This is a genomic window from Thioalkalicoccus limnaeus (assembly GCF_041197575.1).
Taxonomy (GTDB): domain Bacteria; phylum Pseudomonadota; class Gammaproteobacteria; order Chromatiales; family Chromatiaceae; genus Thioalkalicoccus; species Thioalkalicoccus limnaeus.
The window spans coordinates 69,901-95,661 of sequence record NZ_JBDKXB010000013.1; the positions used below are offsets into that span (position 1 = coordinate 69,901).

The following is a 25,761-nucleotide window of genomic DNA, read 5'->3' on the forward strand; positions in this document are numbered from 1 at the left end:
GCACGGCCGTCGACTGAGCGCGAAGCGACCCGGCGCCATCTAGCGATATTCCATCCGCAGGTCGTCCTCGCCGCCCCCGGAATGTGTTACAAGCAGGCTGTGCTCGCGCAGATCGGCTTGGAGCGTCGCGCGACAATCGGCGTTGACCCACTGAAGCTCGAGGAGATGAGGGTCCGTGCGACAGATGCGCAACTCGCCATCGAATGCCGGCGAGTTGTTTCGCAAACGGATCAACCTGAGCTGATCCTGGACGATCCTCCGTTCCAGACCTCGCTCCACCTCTTCGATGCTCAGATTCGTCCGGTTGATCTCCTTGTGCCCACCGGCTCCACCCGCATCGGCCGCGGCATAGTCATTCTTGCCGGCAAAGAGATCCAAATACCAGACCTGCGGTAAACCGGGCATGAACATCTGGATCGCACGCGCGACACGGAGCTTGCGCTCGTCCTCGCCGAGGGCACTGAAAAAGGTCGCATTCACCTGATAGTAGGCGATCTTCTTTCCGTCCGGGCCATAGAGATTCTTGACGCGACCGCCACGCTCCGTGATGCGGTCGATCACCGCCTCGATCTGCTCGTCGCCCAACAGGCCGCCCTGGATGCCGCCCGGGGTCTCACAGCCCCGCAGATCGAGCACCGGGATGCCATCGTGGCAACCGAGCATATTGATCGTCTGAAGGTTTTTCTGCTGAATCTCTTCGATCCATCGAAGCAGATGCTCGTTCGTCGCCCGCTCGATGGCATCGATGACCAACCCCGGGAAGAAGAAATCGTAAATCGGGTAACCCTGCTCGGCGACCTCCTCGTGCAGCCCAGTACCGTACTGAGCGTGGATCTCCGGAAACACGATCAAGCCATATTTCTCGGCGATCCGTCGCAATCGTTCGAGATAGTCCCAGGTCCCCGGCTTGTTGAAGAAATTGGCTTCGCCGGGCTCCTTGTGCAGGTAGGCGAAGGCATCGAGTCGGACGATCTTGGCACCGTAGTCACGCAGCTTGCGCAGGGTGTCGTCATAAAAGGCCCACACCAGATCGGACCTCGGATTCAAGTCCATCTGGCCGAGGTACTGGCACTTACGTTCGGTGACCGCGATCACCGAATGCTTGTGCTGCGAATACTCGTGCAGGTCGAGATCATTCAGATTCACTCCCAACTGAACAGCACGGTTCACGATCTCCGCGAGTTGTCCGGCCTCCTCTTCGGAAAGGCCGCCGATCCCGACGAAATCCTCGGTCGTCATCTCTCCGTAGGTCTTCTCCTGGTAGAAGGTGTTCCAATACGGCCGCTCGCTCCCATCGGGAAACCGCACCTTCAAGACCGGAACGCCAGGCTTCCTCATGAACAACCTTTTGAGGTATTCGGGTTTCGGCATCATCTGTCCATCGACATCCGGCTCGCCATGGTGACGCCAGAACTCGTTCCAATCCACGAAAAAGCTCTTGTAGTCCGATGCATCACCAAACTGCAACAGGTGCTGAAACTGCGGGCTACGCACGGACAGGTGGTTCAGGACCAGGTCGAACTTCAAGAGGATTGCGAGCTTGCCGAGTTCGTCCAAATCCTCTGGTGACACGAGGTCGGGATTCAAGTCATAGTCGACGACCGAGAAACCGCGATCGAGGTCGCTGTTGAAGAAGGTGGGCAAGATGTAGAACAAGGAAAAGGCGTTTTCCAATTCCGGCCTTTTCAGCAAGGCCACCGCATCGGATAGACGGCGACCGATGCTATCTGGATAGGCATTGAACATCACCCCCCTCGGCAGGGTCTGGCTCCCCGAGTCAACCTTCATTCGCACCCCTCGTTGCGTTATCGTTCAACAGAACCAGTCGTACACTGATACGATCGATTCATTCAAATCCAAGACTTAGAATAAAAATAAGGAAGGCCTCGCGTCGATCGTGGCCCTGTCTGGCCCCGTGATCCAACGCCCGAGCGCACGACATCTCGGCGTGCGCGCGGACCCCCGTTGCCATGACGCGAACCGGTCGTCGAAGTCGCAGCGCTCGTTCACGACCGGCCAACGCACGGACGCGACACCGCCGCGACCCCCTCATTAGATCACGGCCCCGCGATTGGTTCCGGAACTGGGGCTGTCCCGGCGTCACGCGCGAACCGCCGCAACCATCAAAACAAGGTCTTGGCCATGATCATCGCGTCCTCCCGACCCTGGGCCGTGGGGTAGTAGCCCCGACGCTGACCCACCTCGCAAAAGCCCTCTGACCGATACAGCGCGACGGCCACGTCATTCGACGGCCGGACCTCGAGGAAGGCGGTATCAGCGTTGTGCCGCCGACCTAGCGACAACAGGCGGCGCAGCAAGCGGCGGCCAATCCGGCGGCCCTGCATCCCCGGGTGAACGCAGAGATTCAGGATCTCGCATTCGCCACCGCCGGTAGACATTACTGCATGGCCGACCAGCCGGTCCTGCCACTCGGCGACCCAGCAGCAATAGCCGGCGGTCAGGCAATCGCGAAAGTGCTTCTCCGACCAGGGGAACGCATAGGCGACGCCCTCGACCCACAACACCTGATCGAGATCGGTACCGACCATCGGCCGCAGCGTAACGGTCTCGGTGATTTGGCATGAACTCAAGTGGCCAGCACCCTCATCACGACATTCCATCCGGCCGGCCGCTTTGCCACGCGACCCTCTTCTGACGACGATTCGCTCATAAGGCGCTCACGAGCCCAGCGGTTTGCTCCAACCAGGCGTCGATCGACGGCACCAGCCAATCGCCACGCCGGGACGCGCCGCATGCCTCGCTCGCGCTCCTTCGCGAATAAAATCAATATATTATAAAAACACATAAATGGTAGTCAATGGAAAAGCAAGATCATATACGGCGTATAAGGATTTAATAATACAATGACATTGCTTTTCATATGGTTACATTACCTTGACCAAACCATTACCAGGCCACTACAAGGCCGCGGCCCGACGGGAATCCTTTGCTAGTAATTGATATATTTGAATTTTTAACGACTCACAGAAAGGCCGGAAGAGGGCCGAGCGAAGGCCCAGCGTCGGCCCGGCATCCGCCTTGTCCATCCCCTCGGCCTCGTCTTTCAGGCTATAGTAGCAAATCGTTATTCGATACCCCGCCGGGGGTAGTACCTCCGTTCGCCGCCGATGGCGCGCCCATTTTCGTCCCATAAAATACGGTACCAAGTGATGTCAGAAAAGCAGATGGTCACACTCGACGGCAACGAAGCCGCCGCCTACATCGCCCACATGACCAACGAGGTCATCGTCATCTATCCCATTACACCGGCGTCGCCGATGGGGGAACTGTCCGACGAATGGTCCGCGCTCGGGGTCAAGAACCTGTGGGGCACCGTCCCCGATGTCGTCGAGATGCAGAGCGAGGCCGGGGCCGCCGGTGCCATCCATGGCTCCTTGCAGGCCGGTTCGCTGTCGACGACCTTCACGGCCTCGCAAGGCCTGCTGCTGATGATCCCGAACATGTACAAGATCGCCGGCGAGCTGACCCCGACGGTTCTGCACGTCTCGGCGCGCTCGCTGGCCGCCCAGGGCCTGTCGATCTTCGGCGACCATTCCGATGTCATGTCGTGCCGCGCGACGGGTTACGCGATGCTCTGTTCCGCGTCGGTCCAGGAGGCGATGGATTTCGCGCTGATTTCGCAGGCAGCGACCCTCGAGGGCCGCGTGCCCTTCCTGCATTTCTTCGACGGCTTCCGGACCTCGCACGAGGTCGACAAGGTCGAGCGTCTTCCGAGAGAGACGGTTCGTGCGATGATCGACGAGGACCTGGTCAAGGCCCATCGCGCGCGTTCGATGAACCCGGATCGCCCGGTGATTCGCGGCACCTCGCAAAACCCGGATGTCTACTTCCAGGGACGCGAGACGGTCAATCCCTTCTACCGTGCGCTGCCGGCGATCGTGCAACGCTACATGGACCAATTCGCCGCGCTGACCGGCCGTCACTATCGGCTGTTCGAGTACGTCGGGGCCGAGGACGCCGAGCGCGTCATCCTGCTGATGGGCTCGGGCATCGGCGCCGCCGAGGAGACCGTCGAGCACTTGGTCGCGCGCGGCGAAAAGGTCGGTCTGATCAAGGTCCGGCTGTTCCGCCCCTTCGATCCGTCCTTCCTGCTCGCGGCGTTGCCGGTCACCGCGAAGAAGATCGCCGTGCTCGATCGCTGCAAGGAGCCTGGCGCCGACGGCGAGCCCTTGTACAAAGACGTGTTGACGGCCCTCGCCCAGTCGGTCGCGAGCGGGAACATGGCGACCATGCCGCGGGTCGTCGGCGGCCGCTATGGGCTCTCGTCGAAGGAGTTCACGCCGGCGATGGTCAAGGGGGTGTTCGATGAGTTGGCCAAGGACAACCCGAAGAACGGTTTCACCGTGGGCATCATCGACGATGTCACGCAGACCAGCCTCACCTGGGACTCGAGCTTCCGCCCCGATGCCGCGGAAGGCGTCACGGCCTGCGTCTTCTACGGTCTGGGCTCCGATGGCACCGTGTCGGCGAACAAGAACTCGATCAAGATCATCGCCGAGGAGACGCCGAACTACGGCCAGGGCTATTTCCAATACGACTCGAAGAAGGCCGGGGCCGTCACCGTCTCGCACCTGCGCTTCGGCCCCAAGCCGATCCACAGCACCTACCTGATCGGCAATGACGAGGCCAGCTTCGTCGCCTGTCATCAGCCGATCTTTCCGAAGCGATACGACATGCTCGCGAAGGCCAAGCCGGGTGCGGTGTTCCTGCTGAACTCGGCGACACCGGTCGACCGGGTATGGGACGACCTGCCGCGCTCGATGCAGCAGCAGATCATCGACAAGAACCTGTCCTTCTATGTGATCGACGCCTACCGGATCGCGGCCGAGACCGGCATGGGCCGCCGCATCAACACGATCATGCAGACCTGTTTCTTCGCGATCTCCGGGATTCTGCCCCGCGACGAAGCGATCGCCCAGATCAAGCAGGCGGTCGAGAAGACTTACGGCAAGAAGGGCGAGCGGCTGCTCGAGCGTAACTACGAGGCAATCGATGCCACCGTGAACGGCCTGCACAAGGTCGAGATCCCGAGCCAGGCCACGAGCAGCTTCGAGCGGCCATCGGCGGTCCCGAGCGAGGCCCCGGACTTCGTGCAGCGGGTCACGGCGACGCTGGTCGCCGACCGCGGCGACAGCCTGCCCGTCAGCCTGATGCCGGCCGACGGTACCTGGCCGACCGGCACCACCAAGTTCGAAAAGCGCAACCTGGCCCTCGAGCTCCCGCTGTGGGAAAAAGACCTCTGCACCCAATGCGGTAAATGCCCGCTGGTCTGCCCGCACGCGGCCATCCGCGCGAAGGTCTTCCCGGCCGACCTCGCCGCGCAGGCTCCGGCAAGTTTCCTGCACGCACCGCTCAAGGGCAAGGATTTCCCCGAGGGCTACCACATCAGCTACCAGATCGCGCCGGACGACTGCACCGGCTGCGGCCTGTGCGTCGAGGTCTGCCCGATCCGCGATCGCAATGACCCCAAACGCAAGGCGCTGAACATGGTCGAGGCGTCGACGATCCACGACACCGAGCAGGTCAACTGGGACTTCTTCCTGACCCTGCCCGAATACGACCGCACCAAGCTCGATAACAGCAAGATCAAGCACGCGATGATGTTGCAACCGCTGTTCGAGTTTTCGGGGGCCTGCGTCGGCTGTGGTGAGACCCCGTACATCAAGCTCGCGACCCAGCTTTTCGGCGACCGGATGCTGATCGCGAACGCCACCGGCTGTTCGTCGATCTACGGCGGCAACTTGCCGACGACCCCCTACACGACCGATGCGGCGGGGCGCGGCCCGACCTGGAACAACTCGCTGTTCGAGGACAACGCCGAGTTCGGTCTGGGCCTACGGCTGGCGATCGACAAGCAAGCCCAGCAGTCGCGCGAGCTGGTCCTCGAACTCGCCGATAAGATCGGTGGCGATCTCGCCGAGGCACTCGTCAACGCCGACCAGTCCGACGAAGCCGGGATCCATCAACAACGCGAGCGCGTCGCGGCCCTGAAGAGCCAGCTGGCACGGATCCAGGATCCGCGTGCGCGGGTCCTCGAGGGGATCTGCGATCAACTGGTCAAGCGCAGCGTCTGGATCGTCGGCGGCGACGGCTGGGCCTACGACATCGGCTACGGCGGCGTCGACCATGTGCTGTCGTCGGGCCGTAACGTGAACCTGTTGGTGCTCGACACCGAGGTCTACTCGAACACCGGCGGTCAGACCTCGAAGGCCACGCCGCTCGGCGCCGTCGCCAAGTTCTCGGCGGCCGGCAAACCGACCTTCAAGAAGGACCTCGCGATGATGGCGATGGCCTACGAGAACGTCTATGTCGCGCAGGTCGCGTTCGGTGCCAAGGACGTACAGACGGTGCGCGCCTTCATCGAGGCCGAATCCTACGACGGGCCCTCGGTGATCATCGCCTACTCGCCCTGCATCGCCCACGGTGTCGACATGTCGAACAACCTGCGGCAACAGGACATGGCCGTCAACTCGGGGCATTGGGCCTTGTTCCGGTTCGACCCGCGCAAGGCCGCCCAGGGCAAGAACCCGCTGCACATCGACAGCAAGGCGCCGAGCCTGCCGTATCGGGATTTCCTGGCCAGCGAGACCCGCTTCAACGTGCTGAACCGGACCCACCCCGACGATGCCGAACGCTACCTGCGCCTGGCCCAGAAGCATGTGCAGACGCGCTTCAGCTTCTACGACCAGCTCGCCCGGATCGCCGTCGAAAAGGCGCCGGAGAAGGGCTGAGGCCTCGTCGTCCGACGTGGCGCCGACTCGCCGATGCCGCGATAGCGGCCGGCGACCACGCGCCACGCAAGTGATGGTCCGCGCGGCCGGGCGATGCCCACGCCGCGCGGGCCGCGATCGACTTTCCGCTATCCGTTGGAGAAAGGCATGGATCTCACGACCAAATACCTCGGGCTGACCATCAAGAGCCCCCTGGTCCCCTCGGCCTCGCCGCTGTCGCGCAACCTCGACATGGCCAAGGAGCTCGAAGACGCCGGCGCCGGCGCGCTGATCATGTGGTCGCTGTTCGAAGAGGCGATCACCGCTGAGAGCGAGACCATGGTGCGCTTCCTGCACCATCAGGACATCGGCTCCGCCGAGGCAAGCGCCGGTTTCCTGCCCGACTATCCGGACTTCTCCGGCGCCCAGGAGCAGTACCTGGAACAATTGCGGCGCCTCAAGGAGGCCTTGTCGATCCCGGTGATCGCGAGCCTCAACGGCGTGACCCCCGGCGGCTGGATCCGTCACGCGAAGGTACTGGAACAGGCCGGCGCCGACGCGCTCGAGTTGAACGTCTACTACGTCGCCGGTGACATCGCGCTGAGCGGCGCCGAGGTCGAGGAACGTTATCTGACCCTGTTGCGCGACCTGCGCAGCCAGATCGCGATCCCGATCAACATGAAGCTGTCACCGACCTTCAGTTCGGTCGGCCACATGGTGACCCGATTGGCCGCGGCCGGCGCAGACGGCGTCGCGCTGTTCAACCGGTTCTATCAGCCGGACATCAACATCGAAAATCTGCGCCTGCAGCCGAGCCTGCACCCGTCGACCTCGGCCGAGGCCCTGCTGGCGATGCGCTGGATCGCGCTGCTCTATGGCCGCACCGGCATCTCGCTCGGGGCGACCGGCGGGGTCCACACCGCTGCCGATGCGATCAAGCTGCTGCTCGCCGGCGCCGACGTCGTCCATCTGTGCAGCGCCCTGCTCGCCCGTGGCCCCGGCTATGTCGCCCATATCCAGGAAGGCCTCGAGCAATGGATGCAAGAACAGGGCTTCGCGTCAGTCGACGACTTCCGCGGTCGCGTCAGCGCGCTGTCGGTGCCGGATCCGGCCCAGTTCGAGCGGGCCAACTACGTCAACATCCTCGATAGCTACAGCTTCTCGTCCGGCGTGATGGTCTGACCACCAGCCCACCCGCGCGGCCGGGCACCGCCCGGCCGCACCAAACAACGACGGTGGCCCCGTTCAGCTATCCTGATTCTCAGAGGAGATGACGATACTATACCTGGATAGCCCAAGGACCCGCCCGCCACCCCGATGCGCTTCTTCAACACCGAAGGCCCCAACCGCCCGGAACTGCACTATACGATCCCGCCGCTGACCCGCTGGGATCTCGACGCGGTGCTGGAGCTGATCGAGCAGCAGAAATATTTCCTGCTGCACGCCCCGCGTCAGACCGGCAAGACCTCCTGCTTGCTGGCACTGATGGATCGGCTCAACCAAGAGGGGCGCTATCGGGCCGTCTACGCCAACCTGGAGATCGCGCAGACCGCGCGCGAAGATTTGGCGCGGGGCATGCGGGCGATATGCGGCGCGCTGTCCGGCGCCGCGCGCCTGGCCTTCGGTGACGCGCGGTTGTTGGATTGGGCCAATGCGGCTTTGGCCGAGTATGGCCCGGACGGTATGCTGAACGGCCTGCTGGCCCGCTGGGCCGAGGCCAGCGACCGCCCGCTGGTCCTGTTGCTGGACGAGGTCGACGCGCTGGTCGGCGACACCCTGCTGTCGCTGTTGCGCCAATTGCGCGCCGGCTACACCCAGCGCCCCGCGCACTTCCCGTCGACCATCGTGCTGTGCGGCGTGCGCGACCTGCGCGACTACCGCATCGTCGCCGCCTCCGAGGCCAGCCCCATCACCGGCGGCAGCGCCTTCAACGTCAAAGCCAAGTCGCTGCGCCTCGGGGACTTCGCGCGCGATGAGGTCATCGCCCTGTTGCAGGAGCATACCCGCGAAACCGGCCAGGCCTTCACCGACGACGCGCTGGCGCAGGTCTGGACCTTGACCCAAGGCCAGCCCTGGCTGGTCAACGCCCTCGCCTACCGCGCCTGCTTCGATCTGCCCGCCGGGCGCGACCGCACCCAGCCGATCAGCGTCGACCTGATCGACGAGGCCAAGGAGCAGATGATCCTCGAGCGGGTCACCCATCTCGACCAACTCGCCCACAAGCTCGAAGAGCCGCGCGTGCGGCACATCATCGAGCCCATGCTGGCCGGCCGCGCCCTCGGTGACGTGCCAACCCAGGATATCGATTATCTGACCGATCTCGGCCTGCTGCGCCAAGACGGCACCGGCGGGGTCATCGTCGCCAACCCCATCTACCGCGAGGTGCTGCCGCGCACCCTCGCGCTCACGCCCCAAGCCTCGCTGCCACGCATCGCACCGTCGTGGCTGACGCCCGACGGTCACCTCGACCCCAAGGCCCTGCTCGAGGCCTTTCTCGCCTTCTGGCGCCAGCACGGCGAGCCGCTGTTGCGCAGCGCCCCCTATCACGAGATCGCCCCGCATCTGGTGCTGATGGCCTTCCTGCACCGCGTCGTCAACGGCGCCGGCACCATCGAGCGCGAATACGCCATCGGCATGGGCCGCATGGACCTGTGCCTGCGCTATGGCCACCAAACCCTGGGCCTGGAACTCAAGGTCTGGCGCGACGGCGAACCAGACCCCCTCAGCGAGGGCCTCACGCAACTCGACGCCTACCTGGCCGGACTCGGCCTCGACACCGGCTGGTTGGTCATCTTCGATCGGCGCACCGGTCAACCCCGCATCAACCAACGCACCACCGCCAACGACACCACCAGCCCCGCCGGGCGCACCATCAGCGTCGTGCGCGCGTAACGCACGGCGCAAAGAGTTGGCCCTTGGAGAATCACTGCTCTGATCGGGGGCGACCCAGTCGCTGTATGATCGCGCCACGCATCGGGCCCTACAGCACAGAGGACGAACGGATCGGGCTCGCTGGGGATGTCCAGCAGACAGGCGCGCTTGGAACAGAGTCAGCGGGTGCTCGAACGACGGCTGTGCGGGTGTCCGAGCCATTCCGAGGAGGTTGGCGCTTGATTGGCGAAGGTTCCGAGGCCAGATGGCGATCAACAATGACAAGGCACTCCGAGTGTCGGAGATACGAAGGGGGCGTGGAGCGGTGACGGGAAGGTCAGGGCAACGCGGCAAGGTAAGAAACGGCGTCGCGGCACCTTGCGGAAGAGTGTTACCAGGCAGAGCCTGGTAACAAGAGACAAAGAACGATCAACGACTTACTCAGGGCTGAACCGTCTCCAGATCCATCCGAACTTCATCCAGACCCTTGCCGGCGCACACCTCGTCGATGTCACCGGAAGGGGCCCCGCTGACGCCGATGCCGCCGATGATCCGGCCGGCCGCATGGATCGGCAAACCTCCGGCGGAGAATACCACCCCGTCCACCTTGCCCACCTGGAAGGGCTTGGTGAAGCGGTCCTCCATCTCGGACAGGGGGCCATTGAACGACATCGCCGTATAGGCCTTCTGCCGGCTGATGTCCAGAGTCAGGTCCACCGCCAGGGTATCCCGCAGAACCACCTGTGTATTGCCGCCCCGGTCCACCACCGTGACGGCCACGTTGAAACCGCCCTCGCGGCAGGCGTCCAAGGCCGCCCAGGCCATGCGAGAGGCGGTATCGAGAGTCATGACCTTGATATCGAGGGCCACGGGGGCGTCGGCCTGGCTGGCCCCGGCAGCCAGACCGAGGCTCAGAGCACCGGCAGCCAGCATCACGGGCAATTTCATTCGCATCGGCATTCACTCCATATTGGCGGCAGGGACGGGACCGGTCGGCTGATGGGCGGGAGGAGCAAGCAGCGGGCTGGACCAACGTAGCGGTCATCGTGGCCCGATCAGAAGCGGGCTACCCTTCCTCTCCGGAACCGACGCGATCATGAAGGAAACGCTGGAAATTGGGCTGTTGTCGGTAGGCGCCTTCGGAGACGTAATCCAGCAGATGGTTGAGGTGAAAGGCGCTGAACTGGGCATCGACATGCATGACCGGGACGGCACGATCGAAGAGGACCAGGGTCGGCAGATAACTGATCTCCATCTCATCAGCCCACGCCCGAGACGTCGTTTCTTGCCCATTGGGGGTGATCACAGGGGTCTCGGCATGACGGTGCAGGCGGACCCGGTGAAAGCGCGCCAGGGCGTCGCGGGTCTGCCGGTATCTCTGAATCTCGTCGCGCAACGCCTGACACGCGGGACAATCCGGGGCCTCGAAGAAGACGGCCACGAGCTGATCTTGGTCCAACCGGAACGGTGGCTCAGCAAAGAAGGGGTCGGTCGCAAGCTGATCCGCGGCCTTCGCCCGGGCGTCGCGCTCATCCAGATAGTCCCGGAAGCTTTGATTCGCCTCTTGGCGTTCACCGACATAACGGAGCGCGGCGAGAAAACGCGGCGGGTCGTAGAAACCGTCGAGACGCAAGACCTGGCGCCCTTCTTCGTTGAAGAAGAGCAGGGTCGGCGTAGCCCAGACCCGATACCTCTCGGCGAATTCCTTTTCGATCAGAACCTCGCCATCGAAGTCGACCACTTCGCGGTCGCCCCACAGATTGATCTCGACGGCATCGAAGTGGTGACGGAAATAGGTTTCGATCGGCTCCAGGGCCAGATTGTCCACCATTCGCGTGCAGTAGGGGCAGCCCTCCTGATGGAACATGATCATCAGCCGCTTGCCATCCGCCGTGGCCTCCTCGACATCCTCTGCAAGATCGAGGAACGATAGCTTGAACCAACCCGGTATTTCGTAGTGTCCGGGCGTCAACGGCGGGATCGTCTCTTGTGCGCGGGCGGCAGAGACGGCCTGGGACATCACCAAGAGGAGCAGAGTGATCGCGATCGCGACCAACGGAAACAGACGGCTACTCGACCGGACGACCATGGCTCGGCTCCTTTCGGTGTGGCGTGTCTGGACCCGATGGCACCGGCGTGGCCTTCGGCGCTCTCATCGCCGACATCCGAGCCGCGCACCAACGCCGTGCCCACGATGCTCGAACGCGGGCCTCGCTGCGAGCCGCACGACCGCGTACAGCCAGCTCTCGGGCTCAGCACCAATGCTCCTGGCTCCATCCACGTCGCTGCGGTCAACGGGAATTCAAGGTCGATCCTTGTTCTACTCGCGTGTCTGCGCCACCTCCGCCAGCCCGGGGTTGTTGTCCACCCCGATGAGGCGGGGGTTCTCCAACGGGGCGGCGCGGATGACCTTGTTATCCGCTAGATAGTCGGTGACCACCTCCCAGATTGGCCTCCCCGATCCCGGTTCGCCGACGGTCGCCCAGCCACTCAAGGTGTAATGCTTTTCGGCCTCGATGAGGCGACCGTCGGCTAGGCGCAGGTCACTGATGCGCTGCCCCAGGTCGGCACCTGGCTCAAAGGCGTATCGCAGCCCACCAACGCGCACCATATCCCCTCCTTGTTGCCGAAAGGGGTCGGGATGGAACAGGCTGTGGGCCACCTCCTCGAGGATCTCCTTGATCTCGGCACCGCTAACCTCGCGTCGGTAAGTCGCCGGATAGGTGATCGCGGTTTGATCCATGACATGCTCCAGCGTGACCGTCTGCCCGGCCGGGACCGTGGTCCCCCATCGAAAACCGGGGGAAAAGGCGATCTGGGTATCCTCGACCTGTCGGAGGGCATCAACGATCACTTGATCGAAGGTGCCATTGAAGTTGCCTCGACGGTAAAGGGTTTCCTCGGTTTCGGCCAGGGGTTGATGCAAGCGTGTCAGATAAGGGGCGCGCACCTCTTCGATGTAGGCCGCCATCGCCTCGTCCGCAGGAATCAGGCGACTGAAGACAGGCAGAAGTCGGTATCGATGACCGCGCAGCTTCCCGTCCGCCACGTCCAAATCCATCACCCCGAGGAACTTGCCATTGGAGCCAGCGTTGGTCACCAAGGTCTTGCCCCCAGGATTCGCGACCTCGATGGCGGCCGGGACGCCGTCATGGGTGTGTCCGCCGAAGATGACGTCGACGCCGCTGATCAGGCTGGCCAGTTTGAGGTCGACGTCCATCCCGTTGTGGGACAGGACCACGACGAGGTCAACCCGTTCCTGGGCGCGCAACTGGTCGATGAGGGCCTGCATCTCGTCGGGGCGAATACCGAAGGTCCAGTGCGGTATGAAGCGGGCGGGATTCGCGATCGGCGTATAGGGAAAGGCCTGGCCGACGACGGCAACCCGCACCCCGCCCATGGCCCGGATGGTATAAGGCTTGAAGGCGTAGCCGCGTGCCTCGTCGTAGTGGACGAAGTCTTCGAACGGATAATCGAAGCTCGACTCTTCTTTGACGCGCACGTTCTGAGCAACGAAATCCCCCTTGAAGGCCAGCACCCGGTCGATCACCTCGGCATCCGTGTAGGTGAATTCCCAATGCCCGGTCATCACGTCGACACCCAAGAGATTGCAGGCGCCCAGCATGTCCTGGCCCCGCGTCCAGAGCGCCGTCGCAGACCCCTGCCAGGTATCGCCGCCGTCCAAGAGGAGGCTGCGACCCTCGCCGACCTCGGCCCGCAGTTGTTTGACTAGCGTCGCGAGATGAGCGAAGCCTCCGACCTTGCCGTAGGTTTCTACGGCCCGGTCGAAGTCCAAATGGGTCAAGGCATAGGCCTCCCAGCCCCCAGGTGGCAGCCCGAAGTGTGCCAGAAGGGCTCGGCCAACCAGATGCGGCGGCTTGCCGAAGGCATCGCCCAATCCTAAGTTGACATGGGGCTCGCGGAAATAGATGGGATTGAGTTGCGCATGGCAATCGGTCATGTGCATCAGGCGCAGAGTGCCAAAGGGGGCCGATTCGTATAGCCCGGACAGACCCTCGCGGGCGCGGAGCGTTGCGGGCAATAGGCCGGCGGCTCCGGCCAAGCCAAGGATGTGAATGAATTCACGCCGTGAGATTTCCATGGACATAAGCCCCCAGACTCGGCCTACCGTTTGACCGGACTTACGGGTGTTCCGGCCCACCATCGAGGATCGCGACAGCGGGAGAACGAATACCCGACAGGATCCCGCACCCCGTATCAATCGGCAGCATCAACTGATCATATCGCCGGATATTCTCTTTTGCCGCTCCCCCTCCGTGCGGCGTTCTCCAGCGCGCTCGTTGCGACCTCGTCAGCGGATCGTCGCCTCAGCAGAGTCATCGTAGCCTTGATTGTCGGTCCAAGAGACACGGATCGAATCACCCTGCTTGGCGCCCGTGAATTTCAACGAGAGATAGGGATTCCGGGAGACGCCGCCACTGAAGTAGGCAGTCGCCACAACCTGACCATTGTGCTCGCATGTCACTTCTTGAATGAAGTGGGCTGGGATCAAGTCGCCGTCGGGGCCCCGGCGCCGACCTGTCTCCATTTCATGCGACATCAGCAACTGAAGGGTCGTCACGCCTTCGGCATCCGCTGTCGCACGCACACGAATAGTATCGCTCGCCATCGATCTTCCTCCTCTTGGCGTCTATCGTTAACCGCACCCACCGACGGTCACCCGCACTTCCTCACGCGCCATGTAAAGCTGGCCATCCGATTCGACGATGCCCAGGACGTCACCGGTGCTTTCCATCTTGATGCGGGTGGACACGAATCCCACACCGTTTGGACCAATAGAGACGCTGGCGACCAAGGGTGCAGGATTGGTGGGCACAACGATCGACAGAGTTCGGATATTGGGCAAGTTCGAGGTCAGAGTGACCGGTACGACGGCCCCGTTCTCCGCGATCGCCGGGACATTCAGACTGACCGCATCACTCTCGAGGTATTCGCTTGCACCAAGAAGGTTATTCAATGCCTCGACGATGTCGCTACTCCGGAACGCCTTCTCAGGCCATGCCGCCAGGAGTGCCTTGGGCGCGACCAGACCGATGGCCATGGCCAGGCCCGTCCCGCCGGTCAGGAAGGCACCCTTGAGAAGGACGCGGCGCCGTTCATTCATCATTGCTCACTCCTCCTGATTCCTGACTTCAGTATCGGGCGCACCCTCGGACGTGCTGGCATCGCCCGACCCACTTAATGGCCAATTGCTAGGTCATTGAGCTCGGCGAATTCCGCTCCGCGCTCGAATTCGGGATCCCTGAGCACGACCACGAAAGCCGACGCGCAGCCTCTGCTTCATGGATTCATGCACCCTCCCTCCTCGCCCTCCGTGGCCGACATCCGCCACCAATGGATCACTGCTCGCCAATCCCAATCGTCATTGATCGGTGCATGACCAATTGCCGGATCGAGAGGCAAATCCTTTACGGGCCGACATTGTTAACCAGTGTTTAACTGAATGCAAGCCTGCGTCAACGCCAGGTTGTCGCAAGAAAACATCTTGGGTTTCGCGTGAATCGACGTCGAAAATGCGTACCGCCAGGACCCACGATCCCCGGGGAACAGTTATGCGAAATGGGGTTCACGTAGGACAACTTACAAGACCCATCCATAGAGCGCCAGGGCACCTGAAATCTGTTGCGGGTTCATAATAAGACAATATTCGCAGTTTCTGTTACAACCGTCCGCGAGGACTGCCAGTCGGCATCCTGAACGCTTGTGTCACTCGAATACATTAATGCCTCCTAATATGCTGATAAATATGTTTTACTCATGACCGCCCTAAGAAGAGCTAAGCTATATTGGTCGTCGTGACCACAGATCGGGACGGCGCCCCTACCTCGCACGGTAAGCGCCGAATAGTTCATCGCTTCCCTAACGCCAATAGGAAGATGGTGGGCTCTGGCACGGACCGGTGACTCATAGGACATCGATTAACACCATAAGAGACAAGGGAAGCCGATTACCGAATTCAGGCGTCACGGTGCGAATAGCCTTGTTCCCGTGCATTCGAGGTGCTAACTTTCCGTGCCGGTATCGACCAACCGGTTGAGCCCGCTCGCGTCATAAAGACACCATGAGATGAAGACATAAGGAGGAGTAAGCGATGTTGCGCAAGCTATTCGCGGCCATTCCGCTCGCCGCGGCAATGGCCGGCACCACCTCCGCCGGTCCGAGCGACGACCCGGCCGCGGTCCTTCAAACGCTGATCGACTCGACGAGCTCGTACTACCTCACGCAAAGCGAGCAGAACCTGATGATGATGCCGGCCAGCCCGGCTCTCTGGACCGTCGAAGAGGGTGAGGCCCTGTTCCATGAACCGCGCGGTCCCAACGAGGTGTCTTTGGAAGGCTGTGACTTCGGCAAAGGCCCCGGCGTCCTGGAGGGGGCCTATGTCGAGTTGCCGCGGTACTTCGAGGACACCGGAAAGGTCATGGACCTGGGCAATCGTCTCATCCACTGCATGAAGACCCTGCAAGGGTTCGCGGACGACGACCCGGCCATCACCCGGATCCACGGGTCCAACACCGATCACATGCGCTTGCAGGCCTACATCGCGGCCCAATCCAACGGCATGAACTGGAACCCGCCAATGGATCATCCGCTGGAGAAAGCCTTGCGCGATGCCGGCGAAGTGCTGTTCTACCGACGCTCCGGCCCCTTCGATTTCAACTGCGCCGCCTGCCACGGCGACGAGGGCAAACAGATCCGTGCCTCGGTCCTACCCTACGCGAACAACCCCAAGGAGTGGACCAAGGCGATTTCTTGGCCGAGCTTCCGCGTTGGGCATGACAACCTCCGCAGCTCGCAGCACCGCGTCAGCGAATGTTATTGGCAGATGCGCTATCCCGAGATCATCCCCGGCTCGGACCTGTCGATTGCCTTGATCTCCTTCTGGACCGACCTGGCGCGGGGCCAACCGGCCATCCTCCCCGACCTGAAACGCTGAGCCAACAAGCAATCGGGAGACACCGACATGTTCGATCATAAGACCCTCGGCACGGTTGTGTTCGCCGCACTGACGCTCGTTGGCGGCCATGCCGCGGCCGATGTCGACTACACGAAGATGAGTCCCCACGAGCTCGCGGAGTACCTGCTGTTCGAAGCTGGCGGCTTCAAGCTGGACACGGAGGTACAGGAAGGCGGCACGGCCCGGCAGCGCCTGGTTCAGGATGAGCTGCACAAGCTCTGTAGCGAGACCCGCAATAGACCCTCGGTGGAACAGGCCGCCGAGATCAGCCTCGCCGCGCGGGAATCGGTCAAATACCCTGGAGGCGACATCCAGCTCGGCGACTGGGAGAAGGGCCGGCAGTTGGCGTGGTCCGGCTTCGGTTACCGTGTCGGCGAGCGGACCGATGACCACACCAAAGGCGAACCCGGCGGCGCCTGTTACAACTGCCACGAGTTCGCCGGCGACCGTCAAGGCGGCACCATCGGGCCGAGCCTGCGCAACTACGGCAAGCTGCGGGGCACGGAACAGCCGGTCCTCAAGCTCGCCTATGGAATCATCTACAACCCCCACTCGATGTTTCCTTGCACCCGCATGCCGCGCCAAGGGGCCAATGGCCTCCTGACCGAGCAGCAGATCCTGGACCTTCTGGCCTATCTTTTCGACCCCGAGTCACCGGTGAACAAGGAGTGAGGCGTCGCCTCTCCCATCGGCCCCCGTTGTCCGGGGGCCATGCTTCGCGTACGAAAGGACGACGGCGGTCAATCTGAGGGCGCATGTCATCCTATCCTGACGAGCCCAGCACCAGATCAGTGGCCGTCCGGAACGAAGCTCAAGACGTTGCCGTTGATGCAATAGCGCTTGCCGGTCGGCGGCGGGCCGTCGTCGAAGACATGGCCGAGGTGGATCCCGGAGCTGGCGCTGCGCACCTCGGTGCGGCGCATGCCGCGCGAGCGGTCCTCGTGATAGGTCAGCGCGCCGGGTAACGGATTGAAGAAGCTCGGCCAGCCGGTGCGACTATCGAACTTGGTATCGCTGCGGAACAGCGGCGCGCCGGTGATCGGATCGACGAACACGCCGGGGCGCTTCTCATCGAGGTGCGAACCGGTGAAGGCCCGTTCGGTCCCCTGCTCGAAGGCGATCCGCTGTTGCTCCGGGGTCAGGATCTGAAAGCCCAGCCAGGCCCAGAACCGATCCTTATCACCCTTGTAACCCGTGTAGCGCGAGACCTCCCGGCCGTCCTCGAACAGGACCATGGTGGGGGTCGCGAACAGCGTCTTCTCGAGCCGCCAACCGGCGGGTGGCTGTGCCTTCAGGGTCGAGACCACCGGCACCGGTGAGGACCAGTCGTCGAGCACCTCGGCGCGAAACTGCTCGCAGAAGCGGCAGTCCTCGGCCTCGAACACGATCAACTGACGTTCGCGATTCAGGGCACTGGCCACCAGGCGCTCGGCCACCGGCTTTGCCGGCTGCCCGGGGTACGCGACCTGCGTGCTCACGAGACCGCAGTAGCCATCCGGATTCTTCGTCAGATAGTCCTGGTGATAGTCCTCGGCGCGGTTGTAGTGGCGCAGCGGCGCGATCTCGGTCGTGATCGGACCATAGCCGGCTGTCGTCAGCGCGGCCTGGTAGGTATCGCGGGTGGCGAAGGCCACCTGGCGCTGGGCCTCGGTCTCCCAGTAGATCGCGCTGCGGTAGTTGCTGCCGACATCGTTTCCCTGGCGGTCACCCTGGGTCGGATCATGGTTCTCCCAGAACCCGATCAGCACCCGCTCGAGGCTGACCTGCGCCGGATCGAAGGTCACCTTGACGACCTCGGCGTGGTTGCGCGCATCGCTCTTGCCGCGCTGGATCCGCTTCTCGAGGTCCAGCACATCCCGGTAGCCGACGCGCGGGGCGTCGCCGCCGGCATAGCCCGACTCGACGTCGAGCACGCCCGGAATCTCGGACAGGCGCTTCTCGGCGCCCCAGAAGCAGCCCATCCCGAGCACGATGGATTCGGTGGCGGCAAGGGCCGGGAGCGGCAGGCCGAGAATCAGGGTCGTTAGAAGGAGGCGTTTGATCGGAAGCATCGCGGCGAAACACCGAGTCGTGGGCAATGGATGATACGACCACGCCCGATGCCCCGATGTTTCGTCGCGTCAAGCTCAAAACCCGTGTGGATAGGCACCCGGGCCAGGCTCTCCAGCGGGCACTGTACCGCTACCTGTCCGGCGGCGGGACCAGGACCTCGCGGCTGCCGTTGGTCTCGGCCGGCCCGACCAGACCGATCCGCTCCATCTCCTCGACCATGCGCGCGGCGCGGTTGTAGCCGATCTTGAGCCGGCGCTGGACACCGGAGATCGACGCGCGACGGGTCTCGACCACGATCTGCACGGCCTCGTCGAACAGGGGGTCGACGTCCTCGACATCGCCGCCGCGCGGCTCCGGATCGATGCCCGGCAGGAACTCGTCCGGCTCGCGCAAGACATCGGCGATGTAATCGGGGTCGCCTGTCTCGCGCAGGTACTCGACGACCCGGTGGACCTCGTGGTCATCGACGAAGGCGCCATGCACACGGCGCGGAATACTGCCGCCCGGCGCCAGATAGAGCATGTCGCCATTGCCGAGCAATTGCTCGGCGCCCATCTGATCGAGGACGGTGCGCGAGTCGACGCGGGCCGAGACCTGGAAGGCGATCCGGGTCGGGATGTTGGCCTTGATCAAACCGGTCAGCACATCGACCGACGGGCGCTGCGTCGCGAGCAGCAGGTGGATGCCGGATGCGCGGGCCTTCTGCGCGAGGCGCGCGATCAGCTCCTCGACCTTCTTGCCGACGACCATCATCATGTCGGCCAGCTCATCGATGATGACGACGATGTAGGGCAGATGGGACAAGGTCGGCACCTGTTCACCATCTGTCAAGCTGACCTGTCCGCCGTGCTCGGTGACGTACATCGGGTCGGGGATCGGCGTGCCGGCCGCCTCGGCCTCGGCGACCTGGCGATTGTAGCCGCCGATGTTGCGCACCCCCATCTGCGACATCAGCCGGTAACGCCGTTCCATCTCGCCGACGCACCAGCGCAGCGCGTTCGCCGCCTCCTTCATGTCGGTGACGACCGGCGTCAACAGATGCGGGATGCCCTCGTAGACCGAGAGCTCGAGCATCTTCGGGTCGACCATGATCAGCCGCACATCGCGCGGGCTGGCCTTGTAGACCAGACTCAGGATCATCGCGTTGATCGCGACCGATTTCCCCGAGCCCGTGGTCCCGGCGATCAGCGCGTGCGGCATCCGCGCCAGATCGGCGACGACCGGATGGCCGGCGATATCGGTCCCAAGGGACAGGATCAGCGGCGACTTGGCCTCCTGATAGCCCGGGCTCGAGAGGATCTCGCGCAGGAAGACGGTCTCGCGCTGCTTGTTCGGGATCTCGAGGCCGATGACCGATTTGCCGGGAATGACCTCGACGACGCGCACGCTGATCGTCGACAAGGCACGCGCGAGGTCCTTGGCCAGGCCCGTGATCTTGCTGACCTTGGTGCCGGCCGCGAGTTGCAACTCGAACAGGGTCACGACGGGGCCGGGATAGACGGCGACGACATTGACCTCGACACCGAATTCCTTGAGCCGCGCCTTGACCTGAAGCGACAACTCGTCGAGTTCCTGATCCGTGAAGCCGCGGCCGGTCCGGCGCGGGGCGTCGAGCAGATCCAACGGCGGGCGCTCGGCCGCACAGACGATTGGCTTGGGCGGGGGGGCCGGGCGGCGTGGTGCGACGAGCTTCGCCGCGGGCTTGGGCTCCGGGGCCGGCCTCGGTTTCGCCTGGACCTTGGGTCGGACAGCGCCGATCAGCCGCGCTAGGGCCTCGGCCGACATCAAGCGGTGATCGGCCGGCGGATCGCCGGACCTGTTGCCGCGCCCGACCGAAGGCTCGGGCATCGCGGGATCCTCGTCGGGCTCGATCCATGGGCCGCTGCGATGCACCCGGGTCACGGGCTCGACGGCCGGGTCCGGTCCGTCGTCGCCAAGCGGAACCCGTGCCGGGAACCAGTGGGTCGGGCGCCACTGCCAGATCGGCCAGGCGCGCACCCAGCGAAAGGCGCTGAGCACCAACTCGCCGACGCCATCGATGACCAGCAACCACGACAACCCAGTGAAGAGGCCGAACCCGACGAGGAACAGCGCGATCGTGAAGATGGTCGCGCCGGCCGGCTTGAAGGAGGCCGTCAGGGTCCGGCTGATCAGGTCGCCGAGGCCCCCGCCGGCCCCGTTCGGCAAGGCATCGCCCCAGCCGGCGGGATGGGTCGCCGCCAGCGCGCAGCCGGCCGCGAGCGTCAGCAGGAAGCCGATCCAGCGCAGGCCGACCAGGTAGGCATGGGTCGCGACCTCGGGCTCGCGGCGGCGAAACAACAGATACCCGCTCCAGGCGACCATCAGCGGGATCAGATAGGCCAGGAAGCCGAACAGGAACAGCGTCACATCGGCGAACCAGGCGCCGAAGGGTCCACCGAGATTCGCGACCGCGTCGGTCGGCCCGAGATAGGACCAGCCCGGATCCTCGGGCGAGTAGGAGGCCAGCGCGATGACCAGATAGATGGCGACACACACCAGCGACCACATGGCCCCCTCGCGCAGCGCCCGCTCCAAATACTCGCTGAGGGACAACCGCCCTTGACGTGTGGCTTGACTCACAGCAATCGCATCTCCGATAAAAACCGCTGAATTATAGCCTTGTCAGATTTTTCTCGCCCATTTTCCAGCACACGGCGCTTGGCCGACCCAATGGCAACCCGGTACCATCGTGATTTCGACGCCGCGAATCGCGACCCACCGCGGCCCGATCTCGACCCTTCGCGCTTCAGGAGCCCCCTGCGATGACCGATCCGAAACACTGCCGACTGCTGATCCTCGGTTCCGGCCCGGCCGGCTATACCGCAGCCATCTATGCCGCGCGCGCGAACCTGAGCCCGGTGCTGGTCACCGGGATGCAACAGGGTGGCCAGTTGATGACGACGACCGATGTCGACAACTGGACCGGCGACGCCGACGGTGTCCAGGGCCCGGACCTGATGGACCGGATGCGCCGCCACGCCGAGCGCTTCGCGACCGAGATCATCTTCGACCACATCAACAAGGCCGAGCTCGCCGAGCGGCCGTTCCGGCTGACCGGCGATAGCGGGGTCTATACCTGCGATGCGCTGATCATCGCAACCGGCGCCAGCGCCCGGTATCTCGGACTGCCGTCGGAACAAGCGTTTCGCGGCCGTGGGGTCTCGGCCTGCGCCACCTGCGACGGCTTTTTCTATCGCGACCAGAAGGTCGCGGTGATCGGCGGCGGCAACACCGCCGTCGAAGAGGCCCTTTACTTGAGCAACATCGCCGCCGAGGTCACGCTGATCCACCGGCGCGACGCACTGCGCGCCGACAAGATCTTGCAGGACCAGTTGTTCGAGCGGGCCGAAAACGGCAACGTGCGCCTGGCCTGGAACAGCGTGATCGACGAGGTGCTCGGCGACACCAGCGGCGTGACCGGGGTCCGGATCCGCAACGTCCAGGACGACACCACCGCCGAGATCGCGTTGCATGGGGTCTTCATCGCGATCGGCCACGTGCCCAACACCCAGATCTTCGCCGGCCAACTCGATATGCAGGACGGCTATATCAAGGTGCGCAGCGGCACCGAGGGCAACGCGACCGCGACCTCGGTCCCCGGCGTCTTCGCCGCTGGCGATGTCATGGACCATGTCTACCGCCAGGCGATCACCTCGGCCGGCACCGGCTGCATGGCCGCGCTCGATGCCGAGCGCTTCCTCGACGCCCAGGCCAAGCCGCTGCGTTAGTCGCCGACGAGGCTCCGCGGTCCGCCACGCGGACCAGCGGGACTTGGCGGCCGTGCTGTCGCCCTCATGTTGCCGGGTAATCGAATCCGTTCGGCCCGGCCATCATGTTCGCCTTATCCGTTCACCCGCGTCTTGCCGAGATCCCGCGCGCCGACTGGAACCGGCTCGTCGATCCCGACACGCCCTTCTTGCGCCATGAGTTCCTCGCCGCGATGGAGGAACACGAGTGCGTCGGCGAGGCCCTCGGCTGGATCCCGCAACATCTGGCGTTGCACGACCCGGATGGCCACCTGGTGGCCGCGGCGCCGGCCTACATCAAGTACAACTCCTACGGCGAGCTCGTGTTCGATTGGGCCTGGGCCGATGCCTATCGCCGCGCCGGCCTCCCCTACTATCCGAAGCTCGTCATCGCCTCCCCCTACACGCCGGCAACCGGTCCCCGGCTGCTGACGGCGCCTGGACCGCAACAGTCTGCGCACCAGCAGGCCCTGATCGATGCCATCCAGGCGCGCGCGACCCATTGGCCGATCTCGTCGGTGCACTGGCTCTTCACGACCGGCGAGGAGACCGACCGCCTCGCCCAGCAGGGGCTGCTGCCGCGGCTCGGTTGCCAGTACCACTGGCACAACCGCGGCTACCGCGATTTCGATGACTTTCTCGATACCTTCTCGGCCGAGAAGCGCAAGAAGATCAAGCGTGAACGCCGGCGCGTCAGCGACGCCGGCCTGCATCTGCGGCGGGTGCCCGGCGACCAGGTCACCGACGAGGAATGGGCGATCTTCCACCGGCTCTATTCGCGCACCTTCGACAAACGCGGCGGCCTCCCGACCCTGTCGCGCGCCTTCTTCGAGGAGATCGCCGCATCGATGGGCGAGCAGCTGCTGCTGGTGCTGGCCTATCACGGGCACCGACTGGTCGCCGCGGCCTTCAACCTGATCGGCCGTGACAGCCTGTACGGACGCCACTGGGGCTCGTTCGACGAGTTTCACAGTTTGCACTTCGAGACCTGCTACTATCAGGGGCTCGAATACTGCATCGAACACCGCCTGAGCCGGTTCGAGCCGGGCGCCCAGGGCGAGTACAAGGTCAGCCGTGGCTTCCTGCCGACGCCGACCTGGTCCGCCCATTGGATCGCCGATCCGCGCTTCCGCCAGGCCATCGCCCAGTTCGTCGATCAGGAGGCGCAGGGGGTGCGTGACTACTTGGACGCGATGCGCGAGCACAGCCCCTACAAGGCCACCGAACGAACCACCGCAAACCGCGCGTGACCCGAACGCCATGCTCTTCCGGCTCGACCCCTACAACCCCGCCGCCCCCTTCCCCAGTGTCGACCTGGCCGAGGAGGAACCGAACGGTCTGCTGGCGATCGGCGGCGATCTGACCAGCACGCGCCTGATCAATGGCTACCGGCACGGGGTCTTCCCCTGGTTCAACCCCGGCGACCCGATCCTCTGGTGGTCGCCCGACCCGCGCACCCTGCTCTTTCCAGACCGCCTGCGGGTCTCGCGCAGCCTGCGCAAACGCCTGCGCCGCCAGCCGTACGGCGTGACGATGGACCGCGCCTTCGACGCCGTCATCGCCGCCTGCTCCGCGCCACGCGCCGGCGCCGTCGGGACCTGGCTGGTCCCGGAGATGATCGAGGCCTATCGCCAACTGCACCGCCGCCGCTTCGCGCATTCGGTCGAGGTCTGGCACGAAGAGCAACTGGTCGGCGGCCTGTATGGCGTCGCGATCGGTGGTGTCTTCTTCGGCGAATCCATGTTCAGCCGCGCCGACGATGCCTCGAAGGTCGCCCTGGTCCATCTGTGCGAACGGCTCCAGCAGTGGGGCTTCGGCGTCATCGACTGCCAAGTGGTGTCCGAACACCTGATCCGGTTGGGGGCCGTCGAGGTGCCCCGCGCGGTGTTCACCCGGCTGCTCGCGCATTGGACGCCCCACCCCGGCCGGCCGGGATCGTGGGACGATGGGCACACGCATTACCCCGTTGGCGAGCGCCTCGACGGCGGGAGCGACGCATGACGGATCAGGCCCCGTCCAATCAGGCCACGCTCGATCTGTATCTGACCGGCCACCAGGTCTGTTCGTACCAGGCCGAACGCCAGACCCGGTCGCTGTTCGTCGACCCGCTCGCACCGATCAATGGCTCGCACTACCAATGGCTGCTGGAAAACGGCTTCCGGCGCAGCGGCCGCTTCATCTACCGCCCGGCCTGCCCCAACTGCCGCTCCTGCGTGCCCGTGCGCATCCCGCTCGCCGACTTCGTCCCCGATCGTTCGCAGCGGCGCAATCGGCGCCTTAACGCCGGACTCACCATCCATCTTCGCCCCGCCGCCTTCGATCCCGAACACTATGCGCTCTATCGGACGTATCTGCGCGCCCGCCACCCCGACGGCGCGATGGCCGAAGGCACCGAGGACAACTACCGCCGCTTCCTGCTCGAGCCCTGGGGCGGCGAGACCCTGTTCATCGAATGGCGACAAGGCGACCGCTTGGTCGCGGTCGCCGTCACCGACGTCCTGCCAGCGGCCCTGTCCGCCGTCTACACCTTCTTCGACCCCGCCGACAGCGACCTCGCCCCAGGCACCCATGCGGTCCTCGGCCAAGTCGCCGAAGGCCGCCACCGGGGCCTCGAACACCTATACCTCGGCTACTGGATCGATGATTGCCGCAAGATGCGCTACAAGGAACGCTTCCGGCCACTCGAGGCCTGGGACGGCCGCCAATGGCGTCGGTATCAACGCGGCGAGCCCGTCGGTCACGGGCCGGCCGGCAAGAGGAGCGCGTGAACTGCGTGGGTCGTATCCGGCGGCTATCGGTAGGAAATGCGGTTATCAGTAGGAAATGAGGAAATACGGCAGGCTTGATTCCTGCGTGATTCCGGCAAGTCGATGACGATTGGAAACGGTGAGCCGGGCTGTGATGAGGAAGCCCGTCGCGGCGGATGGGGCGGTACGCGACCGCGACGCTGGTCGCCGCGCTGCAACCAACCCGATTGCCGAACCTTGATTGCCAAATTGCCGCCCTGGATTGCCGGATTGCCGCCCCGCAAGCGACGGGCTAATATCCTTCTGAAAAGAAGGGCATCACGGACGGGGATTGCACATGACGACGGCCAGCGCCGCGACAGAAGAAGGGCCGGTTCCAATCGACACCGACAGGATCGTCGGCTGCTCCAAGCCGTTCGGCGACCTACGCGACCAGAGGCAGAGGCCAGCGGCATCAAGAAGACCTGACCGCCGTGCTCGGCGAGGTCTACCTGCTTTACGGCCTGGAGCGGGAGTACTACCCCAAGGCCGGGCGCGAATGGGGCGGGCAGTGCCTATTCCTGGCGAGATCCACCACCATCGACCCGCGCTCCGGAAAACGGGCAAACCGCATCTCG

The 25,761-nt window shown here is 64.0% G+C and carries 18 protein-coding genes; 9 read left to right on the plus strand and 9 right to left on the minus strand.

From position 1 onward, the window contains the following. Positions 1-39: 39 nt before the first annotated feature. Positions 40-1,788, minus strand: coding sequence for an alpha-amylase family protein (locus tag ABC977_RS11080; RefSeq protein ID WP_369667326.1), 1,749 nt, complete (start codon positions 1,786-1,788; stop codon positions 40-42). Between the two features lie 335 nt (positions 1,789-2,123). Next, the gene (gene rimI / locus ABC977_RS11085; protein WP_369667327.1) at positions 2,124-2,591 is read right to left on the minus strand and encodes a ribosomal protein S18-alanine N-acetyltransferase; all 468 of its coding nucleotides are present in this window, start codon (positions 2,589-2,591) and stop codon (positions 2,124-2,126) included. 579 nt (positions 2,592-3,170) lie between these two features. Here rimI and nifJ point away from each other — a divergent pair. The 3 genes from nifJ (at position 3,171) to ABC977_RS11100 (ending at position 9,623) form a co-directional block, all read left to right on the plus strand. Then, positions 3,171-6,752: a pyruvate:ferredoxin (flavodoxin) oxidoreductase gene (gene nifJ / locus ABC977_RS11090; RefSeq protein ID WP_369667328.1), complete on the plus strand. Its 3,582-nt coding sequence runs from the start codon at positions 3,171-3,173 to the stop codon at positions 6,750-6,752. Between the two features lie 147 nt (positions 6,753-6,899). Continuing rightward, the gene (locus ABC977_RS11095) at positions 6,900-7,913 is read left to right on the plus strand and encodes a dihydroorotate dehydrogenase-like protein (protein ID WP_369667329.1); all 1,014 of its coding nucleotides are present in this window, start codon (positions 6,900-6,902) and stop codon (positions 7,911-7,913) included. A 135-nt stretch (positions 7,914-8,048) separates the two neighbouring features. Further along, the gene (locus tag ABC977_RS11100) at positions 8,049-9,623 is read left to right on the plus strand and encodes an AAA-like domain-containing protein (protein ID WP_369667330.1); all 1,575 of its coding nucleotides are present in this window, start codon (positions 8,049-8,051) and stop codon (positions 9,621-9,623) included. Between the two features lie 420 nt (positions 9,624-10,043). Here ABC977_RS11100 and ABC977_RS11105 read toward each other — a convergent pair whose 3' ends face one another. The 5 genes from ABC977_RS11105 to soxY form a co-directional block, all read right to left on the minus strand. Further along, positions 10,044-10,562 carry a GlcG/HbpS family heme-binding protein gene (locus tag ABC977_RS11105; RefSeq protein ID WP_369667331.1) on the minus strand — a complete coding sequence of 173 codons (519 nt, stop codon included), beginning with the start codon at positions 10,560-10,562 and terminating at the stop codon, positions 10,044-10,046. A 106-nt stretch (positions 10,563-10,668) separates the two neighbouring features. After that, complete coding sequence (locus ABC977_RS11110; protein WP_369667332.1) at positions 10,669-11,691, minus strand: thioredoxin fold domain-containing protein; 1,023 nt, start codon at positions 11,689-11,691, stop codon at positions 10,669-10,671. Between the two features lie 231 nt (positions 11,692-11,922). Continuing rightward, entirely contained in the window at positions 11,923-13,704 is a 1,782-nt protein-coding gene (gene soxB, locus ABC977_RS11115) for a thiosulfohydrolase SoxB (RefSeq protein WP_369667333.1), read from the minus strand. 210 nt (positions 13,705-13,914) lie between these two features. Then, positions 13,915-14,232 carry a thiosulfate oxidation carrier complex protein SoxZ gene (gene soxZ, locus ABC977_RS11120; RefSeq protein ID WP_369667334.1) on the minus strand — a complete coding sequence of 106 codons (318 nt, stop codon included), beginning with the start codon at positions 14,230-14,232 and terminating at the stop codon, positions 13,915-13,917. Between the two features lie 27 nt (positions 14,233-14,259). Continuing rightward, positions 14,260-14,730 (minus strand): thiosulfate oxidation carrier protein SoxY, encoded by a 471-nt coding sequence (soxY, locus tag ABC977_RS11125; protein WP_369667335.1) that lies wholly within the window; start codon positions 14,728-14,730, stop codon positions 14,260-14,262. Positions 14,731-15,714: 984 nt separating this feature from the next. Here soxY and soxA point away from each other — a divergent pair. Further along, entirely contained in the window at positions 15,715-16,557 is an 843-nt protein-coding gene (soxA, locus tag ABC977_RS11130) for a sulfur oxidation c-type cytochrome SoxA (protein ID WP_439849184.1), read from the plus strand. Between the two features lie 27 nt (positions 16,558-16,584). After that, on the plus strand, positions 16,585-17,250 hold the full coding sequence (soxX, locus tag ABC977_RS11135; RefSeq protein ID WP_369667336.1) for a sulfur oxidation c-type cytochrome SoxX: 666 nt from the start codon (positions 16,585-16,587) through the stop codon (positions 17,248-17,250). Between the two features lie 116 nt (positions 17,251-17,366). On the opposite strand, the gene msrA is transcribed toward soxX, so the two are convergent. Then, positions 17,367-18,629: a peptide-methionine (S)-S-oxide reductase MsrA gene (msrA, locus tag ABC977_RS11140; protein ID WP_369667337.1), complete on the minus strand. Its 1,263-nt coding sequence runs from the start codon at positions 18,627-18,629 to the stop codon at positions 17,367-17,369. Between the two features lie 130 nt (positions 18,630-18,759). Then, positions 18,760-21,231, minus strand: coding sequence for a DNA translocase FtsK (locus tag ABC977_RS11145; protein ID WP_369667338.1), 2,472 nt, complete (start codon positions 21,229-21,231; stop codon positions 18,760-18,762). Between the two features lie 182 nt (positions 21,232-21,413). Between ABC977_RS11145 and trxB the strand changes: the two genes are divergently transcribed. The 4 genes from trxB (at position 21,414) to ABC977_RS11165 (ending at position 25,165) form a co-directional block, all read left to right on the plus strand. Next, a complete protein-coding gene (gene trxB / locus ABC977_RS11150) occupies positions 21,414-22,379 on the plus strand; it encodes a thioredoxin-disulfide reductase (protein ID WP_369667339.1) in 966 nt (321 codons plus the stop codon). Between the two features lie 104 nt (positions 22,380-22,483). After that, positions 22,484-23,647, plus strand: a complete 1,164-nt coding sequence (locus tag ABC977_RS11155) for a GNAT family N-acetyltransferase (protein WP_369667340.1) — start codon at positions 22,484-22,486, stop codon at positions 23,645-23,647. 10 nt (positions 23,648-23,657) lie between these two features. Further along, positions 23,658-24,398, plus strand: a complete 741-nt coding sequence (gene aat / locus ABC977_RS11160) for a leucyl/phenylalanyl-tRNA--protein transferase (protein ID WP_369667341.1) — start codon at positions 23,658-23,660, stop codon at positions 24,396-24,398. Continuing rightward, positions 24,395-25,165 carry an arginyltransferase gene (locus tag ABC977_RS11165; RefSeq protein ID WP_369667342.1) on the plus strand — a complete coding sequence of 257 codons (771 nt, stop codon included), beginning with the start codon at positions 24,395-24,397 and terminating at the stop codon, positions 25,163-25,165. Before aat ends, ABC977_RS11165 begins: the two co-directional genes overlap by 4 nt. Positions 25,166-25,761 lie beyond the last annotated feature (596 nt).